At 56.5% G+C, this 13,548-nt stretch carries 11 protein-coding genes; 2 read left to right on the forward strand and 9 right to left on the reverse strand.

Annotation, left to right across the window (positions count from 1 at the left end):
- Nucleotides 1-23: 23 nt before the first annotated feature.
- From GOX61_RS10115 to aspT, 8 genes are all read right to left on the reverse strand, one after another.
- Entirely contained in the window at nucleotides 24-791 is a 768-nt protein-coding gene (locus tag GOX61_RS10115) for a methyltransferase domain-containing protein (RefSeq protein WP_170333393.1), read from the reverse strand.
- A complete protein-coding gene (locus GOX61_RS10120) occupies nucleotides 788-1,408 on the reverse strand; it encodes a pimeloyl-ACP methyl esterase BioG family protein (RefSeq protein WP_170333395.1) in 621 nt (206 codons plus the stop codon). Before GOX61_RS10120 ends, GOX61_RS10115 begins: the two co-directional genes overlap by 4 nt.
- Nucleotides 1,405-2,691, reverse strand: coding sequence for an adenosylmethionine--8-amino-7-oxononanoate transaminase (gene bioA, locus GOX61_RS10125; RefSeq protein ID WP_170333397.1), 1,287 nt, complete (start codon nucleotides 2,689-2,691; stop codon nucleotides 1,405-1,407). Before bioA ends, GOX61_RS10120 begins: the two co-directional genes overlap by 4 nt.
- Nucleotides 2,688-3,308, reverse strand: a complete 621-nt coding sequence (bioD, locus tag GOX61_RS10130; RefSeq protein ID WP_170333399.1) for a dethiobiotin synthase — start codon at nucleotides 3,306-3,308, stop codon at nucleotides 2,688-2,690. Before bioD ends, bioA begins: the two co-directional genes overlap by 4 nt.
- Nucleotides 3,305-4,432 carry an 8-amino-7-oxononanoate synthase gene (locus GOX61_RS10135; protein ID WP_170333401.1) on the reverse strand — a complete coding sequence of 376 codons (1,128 nt, stop codon included), beginning with the start codon at nucleotides 4,430-4,432 and terminating at the stop codon, nucleotides 3,305-3,307. Before GOX61_RS10135 ends, bioD begins: the two co-directional genes overlap by 4 nt.
- Entirely contained in the window at nucleotides 4,429-5,409 is a 981-nt protein-coding gene (bioB, locus tag GOX61_RS10140; protein WP_155148352.1) for a biotin synthase BioB, read from the reverse strand. Before bioB ends, GOX61_RS10135 begins: the two co-directional genes overlap by 4 nt.
- Before the next feature lie 116 nt (nucleotides 5,410-5,525).
- The gene (locus GOX61_RS10145) at nucleotides 5,526-7,142 is read right to left on the reverse strand and encodes a bifunctional aspartate transaminase/aspartate 4-decarboxylase (protein ID WP_170333403.1); all 1,617 of its coding nucleotides are present in this window, start codon (nucleotides 7,140-7,142) and stop codon (nucleotides 5,526-5,528) included.
- 18 nt (nucleotides 7,143-7,160) lie between these two features.
- Nucleotides 7,161-8,846, reverse strand: coding sequence for an aspartate-alanine antiporter (gene aspT, locus GOX61_RS10150; protein WP_170333404.1), 1,686 nt, complete (start codon nucleotides 8,844-8,846; stop codon nucleotides 7,161-7,163).
- Between the two features lie 477 nt (nucleotides 8,847-9,323).
- On the opposite strand from aspT, the gene GOX61_RS10155 reads away from it, so the two are divergent.
- Nucleotides 9,324-10,592, forward strand: coding sequence for an MFS transporter (locus GOX61_RS10155; protein WP_217353831.1), 1,269 nt, complete (start codon nucleotides 9,324-9,326; stop codon nucleotides 10,590-10,592).
- 28 nt (nucleotides 10,593-10,620) lie between these two features.
- Entirely contained in the window at nucleotides 10,621-11,874 is a 1,254-nt protein-coding gene (locus GOX61_RS10160; protein WP_170333406.1) for an SLC13 family permease, read from the forward strand.
- Between the two features lie 9 nt (nucleotides 11,875-11,883).
- On the opposite strand, the gene GOX61_RS10165 is transcribed toward GOX61_RS10160, so the two are convergent.
- Nucleotides 11,884-13,419 carry an alkaline phosphatase family protein gene (locus GOX61_RS10165; protein WP_170333408.1) on the reverse strand — a complete coding sequence of 512 codons (1,536 nt, stop codon included), beginning with the start codon at nucleotides 13,417-13,419 and terminating at the stop codon, nucleotides 11,884-11,886.
- Nucleotides 13,420-13,548: the final 129 nt, after the last annotated feature.

A 13,548-nucleotide genomic window follows, 5' to 3' on the forward strand; every position in this document is an offset into this window, starting at 1 on the left:
GAACGGATGCGACCTGTTGGCCCCTAGGGTCTTTTGCGCGCGATCACCCAGACCGGGTGATAGGTCAGCGATACGCCCTGCGGCGTGGCGAACGCTCGATTGTAGTCCTCACAGAACGCGGCCAGCGTGGAACGCGTCCAAACTTGGGCCGCGCGGCCATTCACACCCGTTTTCCGCAAATGGCGGAGTACATGCTGAGGGGTGTCGAACCACAACTTGCGACGTTCCTGCCAAAGGTCCACGATTTCCATCTCGTCTCCGGCAGCCTTCAAAGCCTGAGCCAGAACATCGGGTCCACACAGACCCGGCGCCCTCGAGCCCGAGCCAAGATGCACAAGCTCAGCATACTGATCCTGCCCAAATCCTGAAATCGCCAACCAACCCCCAGGGGCGAGAGACCGAGCTGCGTCGGCCACTACATCCTGCGGTATATCCAGCCATTGAATCGTCGATGTCGATACAATCAAATCCTGCTGCACCGGCCAGGCTACATTGCGAATGTCCCCGGATCTATACTCAGCACCCCATAGATGGGCTGTTTCGATGGCTTCGGGCATCAGGTCGTTCAGGATGACGTTTTCCAGACTGAAATGCTGATGCAGCGCTTCGGTCAGATGCCCGGTCCCGCACCCGATCTCGAAAACAGAACTGTATGAATTGGGTGCACCCAGATCGGACAGGCGTTGCGCCAGTTGCTGCGCGATCCGGGCCTGCTGACCTGCTGAATCATGATAGCTCTGGAAACTGCGGCTAAAGCTGCGCTGTACACGCGCGGACGTCATGACGTTCATGCGAACCACTCCTTCCAGCTTTGGCCAGCAAGAAACGGCTGATGAGGGGCATCAATCAACCGAACCCGTTCTGCCTGCGCGTGCCACGCCGTTTCCTGCGATTTAGTGGGGATAATCCTGTCCCGTTTGGCGATCCAGATACGGTCGAATTGTGTGTCAGGTGCCGTACCACGTTGGGCGATCGCCCTAAGTTCATCCTGAGCGGCAGCGATATCCAATGCCGGGGGCGTACCATTCAAACCGGCACGCCGGCAAAACCGGGCAAAGCTGGCGTCAGTCAATCCGTCAGCCGTGGCCTCAACAGTTTCAGGGGGAATGCCCCGTTCGACATCAGCCGGAAACAGTGTCCCGTTCACCGCCACCAGCTGCGAAGGTTTCAGGAGCACAGACGTCAGCCAATGCGCAGCGGATGCAACACCAAAAGAATAAGCCAACAGTCGCACCTGATCGTAGCTACTGGTTTCAGACAACTCATCCGCAAGGTCGCGAAAATCATCTACGACCAGCACATCCCCTGACCCGCTGAGCAAGGCGAACGGCGCAGGCCCAAGGGCCCACCCGCCAAAAACAAGGGCCAGTTCAGACCCGCCTTCGCGCGCCAGCCAATGCCGTCTCATCCATCCCCCCTTGCGAGTGCGACCATCGCTGCCGTGACACGGCTCACGTCATCCGGAGAGATAATGTAAGGCGGCATGCAATAGATGTTGTGCGCAAAGGGTCGAAGCCAGACACCGGTTTCAGGTGCACGCTGATGGGCGATGCCGGGATCAACGGTGTCTTTCATTTCAATCACGCCAATCGCGCCGAGCACCCGAACATCTGCAACACCGGGCAAATCCCGGGCTGGCGCAAGCTCAGTGGTCATCTGGGCCTCGATCTCAGCAACGCGTGCTTGCCAATCGCCATCTTCCAGTAGGCCAAGGCTTGCGATGCCCGCCGCACAAGCCAGCGGGTTCGCCATATAGGTCGGGCCGTGCATGAACACACCTGCCTCGCTGTCGCCAATGCCGTAGGCTACTTTCCTGCTTGTGACCGTCGCGGCAAAGGAGATGTGGCCGCCAGTCAGCGCCTTACCCAAACAGATGATATCCGGCGTGATCCCCGCATAATCAATGGCGAACAGGCGCCCGGTTCGACCAAAGCCAGTGGCGATCTCATCGAAGATAATCAGAACATCATGCGCGTCGCACAGTGATTTCGCCCCACGCAGCCAATCGGGGCGATAGAAATACATACCACCGGCGCCCTGCACGATGGGCTCAAGGATAAGTGCCGCGATCTGATCGCCCTTTTCCTTCAATAACTGCTCAAGCGCGGCCAACCCGTTCTGAACACCATCATCAATCCAGTCATCACCCAGCCGAACCAGAGGACGCGGCAGGAAGTGCTGGATCGACAAGGCGCCCCGAAACAGGCCATGCATCCCGTTGACCGGGTCGCAAACGCTCATCGCCTTCCACGTGTCGCCATGATAGCCGCCCCGAATGGTGGCAAATTCGACTTTACCGGCCCGCCCATGAGCCATTTGGTATTGCACGGCCATCTTCATCGCGACTTCGACCGAGACCGAACCACTGTCGCAGTAGAAAATCCGGTCCAGACCTTCGGGCAGCATCGACACCATCTTTTGCCCAAGCTCGATCGCAGGATTGTGGGTCAGCCCGCCGAACATGACATGGGGCATCTGCTCCAGCTGCTGCTGCATCGCTGACACGATCGCCGGATGACGATGACCGTGGATCGTGCACCACCAAGACGACATGGCATCGATCATTTTCGTACCATCTTCGCGGAACAGGTAAACACCTTCGGTCCGATCGATCAGATGCATCGGGCCGGGATCGGCCACGTTCGTGTAGGGATGCCACAAATGGCTTGCGTCAAACTCCAGCGGTGTCACAGGGCACTCCGGATTTTATCCATGTCGATGGCCTGAAACGCCTGTGTGAGGGTTGCGCTGTTCAGATTGTCGATCATGTCCAAGCGCCCCAGATGCGGAACATCGGACATCTGGATGATGGTCTCTTCAACATCAGGCTCAGCCGCGCCGACAAAGGCAACACCAACCACCGGACAACCGGCATTGCGCAATGCCATCAATGACAGGGTCGTGTGGTTGATTGTCCCCAGCGCGGTGCGCGCCACAAGGATCACCGGAGCCTTCCATCTGGCAAAAAGGTCGAGGTAATAGGCCTGTCGGGTGAGCGGCACCATGATCCCCCCTGCCCCTTCGACCACCAAAGGGCCATCAACCTCAGGCAATGTCAGTCGATCCAGATCGATCTCGACACCCATATCCTCGGCCGAAAGATGGGGCGATGCTGGCATATCCAACAGGTAGGTTTCCGGCAGCACCGGCTGACCGGACAGCTCTGCCACGATCTGGCTGTCGGTTGCGTCCTCCAGACCGGATTGAACCGGTTTCCAATACTGCGCACCCAGAGCTGCGGTCAGCCCGGCTGAGAAGATTGTCTTGCCTATTCCGGTATCGGTTCCGGTCACGATCAACGCGGTCATTGGGTATCCGTTTGCTGGTTGGCGATGGCCTGAAACAGGGCCGTAATGGCGTCGTTTGTAACATTGCCCGTGATCGACACGCGCAGGCGCGATGTGCCTCGCGGGACGGTTGGCGGGCGGATGCCTCTTACGTCAAAACCAAGCTCCTGCAATTGTTCGGCACGCCTCATGGTTGGTTCATCGGCACCAACGATCACGGGCATAATCTGGCTTTGAAAACCGCCCAGTCCACATAGGCGCTGCGCCTCGGAATGCGCATGGGCCATCAGATCCCGGGCGTGAATTGTCAGCGCATGACTTTCATGCAGTGCTTTGATCGCAGCGCGAACCAGGGCCGCATCAAACGGGGACGGGGCAGTGGCGAATATGAACGGACGCGCCCGGTTGATCAGGGTATCAATCATGGGCTTTGGACCACAGATCAAACCACCGCTGACACCCAATCCTTTTCCGCATGTATGCAAGGTCAGAACCTCGGCATCCAACCCATGGGCCAACCCTTGCCCCTGAGGCCCAAAAACACCTGTTGCGTGGGCCTCGTCCACGACCAGCACAGCGTTTTCGGAGCGGGCAAAAGCCGCCAGTTCAGCCAGAGGTGCAAGGTCACCTTCCATGGAATACACGCTTTCCACAGCAATCCAGACCTGACCGTCATTACTGGCCCGCCAGTCCGCCAGAACCTGACGCGCTGCGCTAACGTCGTTATGTGGAAAAGCGAGAGTTTGCGCTCGCCCCAATCGCATCCCTTCATGCGCACTGGCATGGACCAGCTCATCATGCAGGATCAAATCGCCCGCAGCGGGAAGTGTTGAGAAGATCGCTTGGTTGGCCTGAAAGCCACCGCCCATGAACAGGGCTGCTTCGGCACCAAAGAACGCCGCTGCTTCGGCCTCCAACCGCTCATGCTCGGGATGGTTGCCACGCAATAGTCGCGAGCCACCCGAACCCAATGGAACCTTCCTAGCTAGCGCGTCCTGCGCGGCTTGACGCATCAGATCCGAACCGGCGAGGCCAAGATAGTCGTTTGACGCGAAATCCAGCCCCTGACGGGGTGCAAGCTGACGCAGGCGATGGCGTGTTTTCAGCACATCCAACGCCCGGTCCAGCCTTGCAGTGGCTGTCATTCGGCAGCCTTCAGGCACGCTTCGGATTCAGGTTCCATAGGCTGAATACCCAATTTGGCGAACAGCAGCGCATCGCTGCTTTCTTCGGGGTTCTCAGCTGTCAGCAGCGTATCGCCTGCAAAGATCGAGTTTGCGCCGGCAAAGAAACACATCGCCTGCATCTCGTCGCTCATGTCGCTGCGGCCAGCGGACAGACGTACATGGGACTTTGGCATCATGATCCGGGCCAACGCGATGATGCGAACGAACTCAATGGGCTCAATAGGCTTGGCATCAGCCAGAGGGGTGTCTGCCTGTGGCATCAGCATGTTGATCGGAACCGAATCTGGCGCTTCGGGCAGATTGGCCAGGGTCACCAACATGTCGATCCGGTCTTCGCCGTTTTCACCCATGCCCAGAATACCGCCGGAACAGACCTTCATGCCCGCCTCGCGAACGCGGTTCAGCGTATCGATCCGGTCGGCGAAAGTACGGGTTGTGATCACCTCGGGGTAATACCGTTCCGAAGTATCGATATTGTGGTTGTAGTAGTCGAGCCCGGCATCCCGCAACTGAACCACCTGATTGTCATCCAGCATCCCCAGCGTCATGCAGGTTTCCATGCCCATCGCCTTGACGCCTTCGATCATGGCAACCAGCGCATCCATGTCGCGGGCCTTGGGCTCGCGCCAGGCAGCACCCATACAGAACCGGGTCGACCCCGAAGCGGCGGCTTTGCGCGCCTCGCTCAGAACACGTTCAACCTCGATCAGCTTTGACGCGCTGAGCTTGGAGCCGTTGCGGGCAGATTGCGAACAATAAGCACAATCCTCAGCGCAACCCCCTGTCTTGATTGAGAGCAATCGGGACATCTGTACCTTGTTGGGATCAAAGTTCTCGCGATGAACGGTTTGAGCCCGGTAAAGAAGATCCATCAGCGGCAGGTCGTGAATTGCCTGCGCAGTTTCGCGCGTCCAGGTGTTCGATGTAGCCGACATTTTATAGATAATTTTTCCCGATGATTCAGATTCACTCGGGTTTATCAATAAAGTCGAAAAACGCAACAACTTCGATGTCACAGGCAGGGTTCTGCCTGTGACTTATCGAGGGCCAGTTAGCCGTGCAGAGGTTTACCCTGCGAAGCGCGATAAGCTTCTACATATCCCCGTGCGACCGAACGGACCGCGCGCCCGATCTGGGAATAGGCCTCGTCCGGAAGATTGGCGAACGACACCCGCGCAGACCAGCCAGGCGCGTCAAAGCCGCTGCCGTTCAACAGAACGATGCCATAGTCTTCGGCCAGCTTGAACGCGATATCCAGCGGATGAACGTTCTGCTTGATCCAGTCGACGACATCCTCACCAACATATTTGCGCAACCAGAACTCGAAATCGATAATGCCGTAATAGGCGTCGTAGTTTTCGCCTGCATCCACCTCGATCCCCATCGCCTCGGTCAGCATTTTGAACCGGCGATGTACCAGTTCCATACAGGCAGTCTGATAGGCTTTCTTGGTATCCACCAACTCGCACAGCGAGAACAGCGTCATCATCATCTGCTGCGGCAGGGACAGACCCGCAGTATGGTTCAAGGCGACATCCCGGCTGTCGGCAACCAACCTGTCGATGAACCTAATGTCGCGCGGTGTCAGACTGAGTGTGCCATAGCGCTTATCCAGCTTCTGTTTGATATCCTCGGGGTGATCAGCCAGCTTGAGGTCAAAGATGTTATCTTGTGCGACGGCGATGACCCCAAGCCGCCAACCGGTGCAGCCAAAGTACTTGGAATAGGAATACACTCCGATGGTGTTGCGGGGCACATACCCCATGACGGATGTAAAATCATGCACGAAGGTGCCGTACACATCATCTGTCAGCACGATCAGATCAGGCCGGTGATTTTCGACAAGATCGGCAAGCTTTTCCAGCGAAGGTTTATTCAATGCGACCGAGGACGGATTGCCGGGATTGACCAGAAAGAACGCTTTGACCTTGGGATCCTTGAGCTTTTCAACCGCCGCATCAGTCAGCTGAAAACCATCTTCCTCATCCGTTTCGACATGTACGGACTCAAGGCTGTAATCCTCAAGCTCGGGCATTTCGAGATAGGGCGTGAAGATCGGCGTGCAAAGCGCAATGGTATCTCCGGGGTTCAACAACCGGTTGGCTTTTAGCGTCTTGAAGATATAGCACATAGCGGCTGTGCCGCCTTCGACCGCAAACAGATCGAACTGCATGTCTGGTCGGCGCCCCGAACACATGGCCCACATCAGGTATTCATGTGCAATGACGGCGTTGTGCTTCAGAATACGGTCCGGCACGGGATAGTTGTCGCCGATGATCGAATCCGTCAGCTCGTGCACGAACTCATCGGGATCAAAATCAAAGGCCGAGATCGCATGGGCGACCACTTCAATCAATGTGTCAGTGCCCGGCATATCTGCATTGGCGCTGGCCCATTTCTGCAGCCGATCGTGACAACCGGCCATTGCTGGCATACCGCCAATTCCGGCAGGATGGTTCATGACACGTTTGGATTCAGTAACTGCGAATTGCCCCAGCGCAAAAAAGGCCTCGCGCGGGCGAGTCGCCACCCAATTCGGGTTCCCGCGACCTGCGTTCAGGAAAGCGCTGTTGGACTTTCTCGCTTCGGCCGAAGCCAGCTGGATCAGTTCATCTTTGATCTGAAACGGGCTAAGCGCTTCGTAGTCGTGCAGCTTTAATCTGTCCATTGGTCAAACCTCTCCAAATCAGCTCAATATCAAAACAACGACCATACCAAAGATGGTCAGCAGCGTGTTGCCGATGGCATAGGGCATTCCGTAACCAAGGGCAGGAATGCGGCTCTGCGCGGCCTCCTGAATCATACCCAGCGCGGCTGTTGTCGTCCTTGCACCTGCACAGGCACCAAACAGAATGGCCGGGTGAAACTTGAACACGTAATGCCCGACATAAACCGAAAAGATCATTGGCAGCGAAGTCGCCACGATCCCCCAGAGCAGCAAAGCGATGCCCGCCTGCTGCAAACCGGCCACGAACCCCGGCCCTGCCGATATACCGACAACAGCAATGAATACGTTCAGCCCGAGGGTGTTCATCAACCACAGGGAAGGCGCAGGAATACGGCCAAAGGTCGGATGCACCGTGCGCAGCCAGCCCAGCACCAGACCCGCCAAAAGCGCGCCCCCGGTCGTCGACAGGCTGATGGGGAAACCACCCATCATGATCGCCAGCGTGCCAATCAACCCACCGATGAAAATACCCCATCCGACAAAGGCCAGATCAGTCGTGTCGACAGGACGATCCGCATAGCCGATCTCGGCAATCGCCGCTTCGACATGTCGCTTGCTGCCAAGGATCGTCAGGATATCGCCGCGGTGCACCTCGGTGCCGGGCAAGAGAGGTAATTCCAGCATGTTGCGCGACAGTTTTGAGACATAGACCCCGCGCGCGACCGGCAGCTTGCCCAACTCTTCTAGCGTTTTACCGTGCAGGTCCTTGTTTGTAATCAGGACATCCAGTTTTTCCGACGGAATGCTCAGCAATTCGGGTGCATCCGCCTCTTTCAGGCTCGTTTCCAGCAACCCAACCAGATCACCGCGACGGCCAGAAAACATCACGACATCACCGGCTTGCAATACTGTGTCGGCGTCAACCTCGATAATCTTGCCATCGCGGCGCAGACGTTCGGCGTATATCCGAACACCCGGCAGCAGGTCCTTGACCGGCTTTCCAAGCAGATCGCTGCCGTCCGGAATTTCAAAAGCGCGCGCTTCGATCGCGCGATAGGCTGAGACGATGCCGTCGCCAGTCTCGACAGCGGAAGCACCGCCCAGCTTGGCCTCATATTCTTTACAGGCTGCCACCAGATCGACCCCGATCAGCCGCGGCCCGATTTTGGCAAGGATAATCGCGGAACCGATTGTTCCGTATATATAGGTCACCGCATACGCGACAGGAATTTGGTTCGCATATTTCTGCGCTTCATCCGCAGGTAGCCCCAGCTGATTGATCTGATCAGTCGCCACACCAATGGCAGCAGAGATAGTCTGAGATCCGGCATAGAAACCCGCAGCATAACCGAGTTCCAACCCGGCAATCTTGGCGGATATGAGCGGGACGATCAGACACAAGGCCAGAACACTGAGCGCAAAGAATACCTCTCGCGCGCCATCAACCTTGAGGCCGCGCATGAATTGCGGACCAACGCCATAACCGACGGCAAAGATGAACATGATAAAAAAGGTCGATTTGACGGCTGAATCGATATCAATATGTGCCTGGCCTATCACTACCGCCGCCAGCAGCGTACCGGTGACCGACCCCAGGCTGAATCCCATGAACTTCCATGGCCCCACCAGAAACCCAATACCGATAGCCAGAAACACCGCCAGTTCAGGATAGGTTCGCAGAATATTCACAAACCAATCAATCATTGCCCACCTCCCACATTCAGGCTCGGAACGCGCCGAACTTGTGGGCAGGCAGAACACCAGAAACACCGTACCGTTCTCTGGAATTCCGAGCCGCCCGTCCGGCCCAATTCAATCAGAACAGGAAATCTTTGAGGTCACGATACCCTAAGTATCCGGTTTGTCTAGAATTATCCGAATATCAGAAAGTTTATGGCATCATGCCGCCGGAACCCGGAGGCGTAGATTGTGTTAGCGAACAGTGTCGAGCAAAAGCAAAGCCCTAACCCACTTTGTTATGTCTGGCGATCAAGATCACAGCAGGATCATCAGACGGGCGTATTCAACCTCTTCTCGATAAGCGCAAGCCACCCAAATCCCGCCTGGGTTGTTTGGTTTCCGAAAGTAAGCCACAGTATGGACACACGCTGACACGCGCAAAGTATCTTGTGCGGTTGGCTGACGCACCGGGCAGGAGGCGTTCGTTTTGCGCGAGAGTTTTTGATAGACGGCAACACGGCAAAGCAAGGAACCAAGGCACTAAACCGGCCCCTGCTGGGTGTAAACTTCTTTGCAGGCGACGTCACCGCAGGGTTTGGGCCGTATCTGGCAATTTATCTGCTGGCGCAGTTGCACTGGTCGCCGCAAAGCATCGGCTTTGCACTTGCACTTGGGTCCATCGTAACCGTTCTGGCACAGACCCCGGCCGGGGCGCTGATCGACTGGACCGATGCGAAACGTGGCTTGATGATCGCATGTGTTACGGCGGTCGGAGTGGCCGCGCTAACTCTTGTCATCTCTGACCAGAAATATGCCATCTACGGTGCCCAGACCACGATGGGTGTGGCGTTGGCCTTCCTCGGGCCGTTGATTGCCGCGATTACACTGGGTGTGGTTGGCCGGGAGGCTTTTACGCGGCAAACCAGTGCCAATCAGGCGTGGAACCACGCCGGCAATGTCGCCGCAGCGGGAATTGCCGCCGGTCTCGCATTGGCAGGTTTCGTTGACGGGGTGTTCGTACTGATCTCGGTTATGTGCGTCGGCATGATCGGCTGCACACTTTTGATCAAGCCATCGCAGATCGATCACGAAGCAGCGCGCGGTGGCGTGGCTGAGGACAGTACCGGTCAGGAAAAGCCCAGCGGATTTGCCACGATCCTCAGCGACAAACGACTGATCATTTTTGGCGCATCCATTGTCCTGTTTCATTGCGCAAATGCCAGCATGCTGCCCCTGGTCAGTCAAAAGGTGGCCAGCGGCGGCGACACCAAATCAGGGATCGCATTTACGTCGGCCTGTATTATCTCTGCCCAGTTCATCATGATCGGGATGGCGGTCCTGTGCGGTCGCACTGCTGATAGCTGGGGGCGCAAACCCCTGTTCCTGCTCGCGTTTTCGATCCTGCCAATCCGCGCTGTGCTCTATACGTTGACAGATAACTCAGTGGCGCTGGTGGCAATCCAATCTCTGGACGGGGTAGCAAACGGTATCTTTGCAGTGCTGTTTCTGCTGATCGTGTCGGATGTGACCAAAGGAACCGGGCGCTTTAACGTGGCGCAGGGTGCGTTGGCGGCGTTGGTCGGTGTCGGTGCATCAGCAAGCAACCTGATCGCTGAAGAAATTGTACAGCTAAGCGGTTACGATACCGCCTTTTACTTCCTGGCAGGCGTTTCACTGCTGGGCGCCCTGATCTTTGCAACCCTAATGCCCGAGACCGCCCAACACGCGCGTCACGATCAGAACAGCGGCGAAAGCCCGGAGACCCCGTAACCTTCAACAACAAGCCGGAGAGAACCTCGTGTCATTCAGCCTTGCGGTTTCGATTGCCGTCTTCACGCTTATCGCGATACGCGAATGGCTGCCCTCATTTCTGAAAATCTGGCACGTGATGACGGCAGGCGCGTTTGTTCTGATAGCAACGGGAACCATAACACCCAAAACAGCGCTGGACGCGATTGACTGGAACGTCATGCTGTACCTCTTTTCGGTCTTTTCCATAGGTCGCGCGTTGTATGAAAACGGCATCTCGCACCGCATCGCGGGCTGGATGGTGGGCTGGCGCACCCCCGGTATTTCTTTGGTCGCGTTCATGATGTTGTTTGCACTTGTTGCAGCCATACTAACGAACGATGCCGCCGCAATTATCGGAACTCCGATCGCACTGATGCTGGCACATCAGACCGGTGCAGATCAGCGCACCTTTCTGATCGCCCTTTGTGTAGCGGTAACCATCGGCAGCATGACAACGCCGATTGGCAATCCGCAAAATCTGCTGATCGCCGCCAGTGGCGTAGTACCAGCACCCATGGTGACCTTTGTTCACTGGCTGATCGTTCCAACCCTTATCTGTCTTGGCGGCAGCGCGCTGTGGCTTTCCAAGCGAATGGTGGTGACAACACCAGAGGGCGGGTCTACCGACATGACAGACACCACCGAAGGCACGCAATGGCCTGTCCTTCTGGCCATTGCTGTTTTGGTTGTTCTGGTCACTGTCGAGAGCATTCTGGCAGCGACAGGATCGGATTTCGGTTATCCGCTGGGCGTTGCCGCCGCGATCGCCTGCCTGCCCGTATATTTGTTTGATGGCGCACGCGTGAGGACTTTTGTACGTCTGGACTGGCCGACGCTTGTATTCTTTGTTTCAATGTTCATTGTAACCGGCGCGCTGCTCGATTCCGGGTCACTGCAATCCATTCTGGGTGAAGAGCGCGAACATATGAACGAGCCGTTGGTGACGGCCGGCATCAGCTTTTTCGGCAGTCAGATCTTTTCGAATGTACCCTTGGTGGACATGTATCTGAAGTTGTTGCCGTCCTTTGAAGTGCCCAACCTGATGATGTTGGCCGGTGTATCAACATTGGCGGGCAACGTGTTCATCATCAGCGCAGCCAGCAATGTCATCGTGCTTCAGATGGCAGATCGAATGGGTGCCACCGAAGTTACATTCACCCAGTTCATGAAGGATGTCCTGCCCATCGGCATCGTGTCGACGGGCGTGACAATCGGATGGATATTGCTGTTAGAGGCACATCTTTCAGGCAAAACCTTCTGACAATATCAGCTAGCCATACCTGCGCTGTGATTTCGCGCCTTCAGAGGTCAGCGAGTATAGCGAAAGAGTGTGATCCATATTGCGCATCCTGTGGCGCAACATCTGGCGACCAAGCCGCGCAAGATCCGCTGTAAACTCAGGCTTATCGGCAACGTTTTCCAGCTCTCCCTGACCCTGATGGTCAAACAGCATCGGCGGCAGGTCAGCTGCAAATTCCACCAGGGTGAACCGGTCGTCGCGCAGGATCCCAAGGCACGAGTCACTGTTTCCCGTGCCTAGAATCTTCTGCCATCTGGTTGCGGCTTCAGGCTCGGAAAAATCCAGTTCGCTGAAGGAATAATTGCGCCAGTCTTCCGGCGTCTCGCCCCGGACCAGCGGCAACAGAGACCGGCCATCCATCGAATTCGGAATATCCTGCCCAACCCAATCCAGAATTGTCGGCGTGATGTCGATGGATTCTGTCGGAGCATCGATCACCGCGCCCGCCTGGCTTTGGTTCCCCGGCATCCGAATTATCAGCGGCGTATGATAGGCCGCGTCATAAACCGACATCTTACCCCATGAGTGGCGATCACCCAGCATCTCGCCATGGTCTGCGGTAACCACCAGCAGCGTATCGTCATATTGCCCGCTATCTTTGAGATATTGGACAACACGGCCGATGTGATGATCCACCTCAGTCGCCAGCCCCAGATAAATTGCCCGCAGCGTCTGTATGTTTTCGTCCGTTGGCTCAACCTCATCAAAGCCGTGCACAAATTCTCGCGCAGTATAGGTATCCAGTGTTGGCCCAAAGAACGGATGGACCCTGACCTCATCCTCGGGCGAGGCCAGACCCGCCGGCATCGGAATGGAGGCAGGATCATACATGTCATTGTAAGGCGCCGGCGCGACCAACGGCGGGTGTGGGCGAATATAGGTCAGATGGGCGAACCAGTTCTGTTTGTGATAGGCCGCAATCCCGTTCAAAAATGCATCCGTCAAAAAGGCGGTATCACTATCCTCGGCGCGGTAGAGGGCCGGGTCGTTCAGCTTAGGCTCACCTCCGTTCGGTGAAACCGGCTTGTAAACGTCCCAGTAGTTCTCAAACTCATACCCTTTCTGCATCAGATGCGACTGCCATGGATAGGATTCTTCCATTCGCATCTCGACCACTTCGTGGAACCCGTTCATCGGATTCTCATAGGTTTTCAATACCGGGTCATTCGCATCAAAGGCACGCGGATCTGCGGATGTGTCGGTATAGCCGAACAACATCGGTAGATATCCCGCTTTGCGCATTTCAGTGGCGATGTTGGGTATGTCGTGGCGCAGCGGCGTACCGTTGCGAACAGACCGGTGGTTCATCGCGTATTGCCCCGTCAACAGGGATGCGCGTGAGGGGCCGCAAGGGTTGGTGACCGAAAAATGCCGGTTGAAAGTAACCGCCTCACCCATGAAGGCCCGCATGTTTGGCAGATCGACATGATCCGCCAGCGCCCCCGTCAGACAATCTGCCCGAAGCTGGTCGATGATGATGAACAGGACATTTCCGGCTTGCCGCATGATGACATCCTCGATTCAAGGCCCGCGATTCTGAGGCGGACTGTGTCGCGGATACAAAAGGCGCGCAAGATATTTTGGATCAATGACCGATATTTGTCGGCATATGACCGCAAGAGAGGGTATTCCCAC

The organism is Ruegeria arenilitoris (genome assembly GCF_013030265.1).
GTDB lineage: Bacteria > Pseudomonadota > Alphaproteobacteria > Rhodobacterales > Rhodobacteraceae > Ruegeria > Ruegeria arenilitoris_E.

What these genes read in the sequence shown, in the direction of transcription:
- GOX61_RS10115 (WP_170333393.1), bottom strand. Translation starts at nt 791, where the DNA reads ATGAACGTCATGACGTCCGCGCGTGTACAGCGCAGCTTTAGCCGCAGT.
- GOX61_RS10120 (WP_170333395.1), bottom strand. Translation starts at nt 1,408, where the DNA reads ATGAGACGGCATTGGCTGGCGCGCGAAGGCGGGTCTGAACTGGCCCTT.
- bioD (WP_170333399.1), bottom strand. Translation starts at nt 3,308, where the DNA reads ATGACCGCGTTGATCGTGACCGGAACCGATACCGGAATAGGCAAGACA.
- GOX61_RS10135 (WP_170333401.1), bottom strand. Translation starts at nt 4,432, where the DNA reads ATGACAGCCACTGCAAGGCTGGACCGGGCGTTGGATGTGCTGAAAACA.
- bioB (WP_155148352.1), bottom strand. Translation starts at nt 5,409, where the DNA reads ATGTCGGCTACATCGAACACCTGGACGCGCGAAACTGCGCAGGCAATT.
- GOX61_RS10145 (WP_170333403.1), bottom strand. Translation starts at nt 7,142, where the DNA reads ATGGACAGATTAAAGCTGCACGACTACGAAGCGCTTAGCCCGTTTCAG.
- aspT (WP_170333404.1), bottom strand. Translation starts at nt 8,846, where the DNA reads ATGATTGATTGGTTTGTGAATATTCTGCGAACCTATCCTGAACTGGCG.
- GOX61_RS10165 (WP_170333408.1), bottom strand. Translation starts at nt 13,419, where the DNA reads ATGCGGCAAGCCGGAAATGTCCTGTTCATCATCATCGACCAGCTTCGG.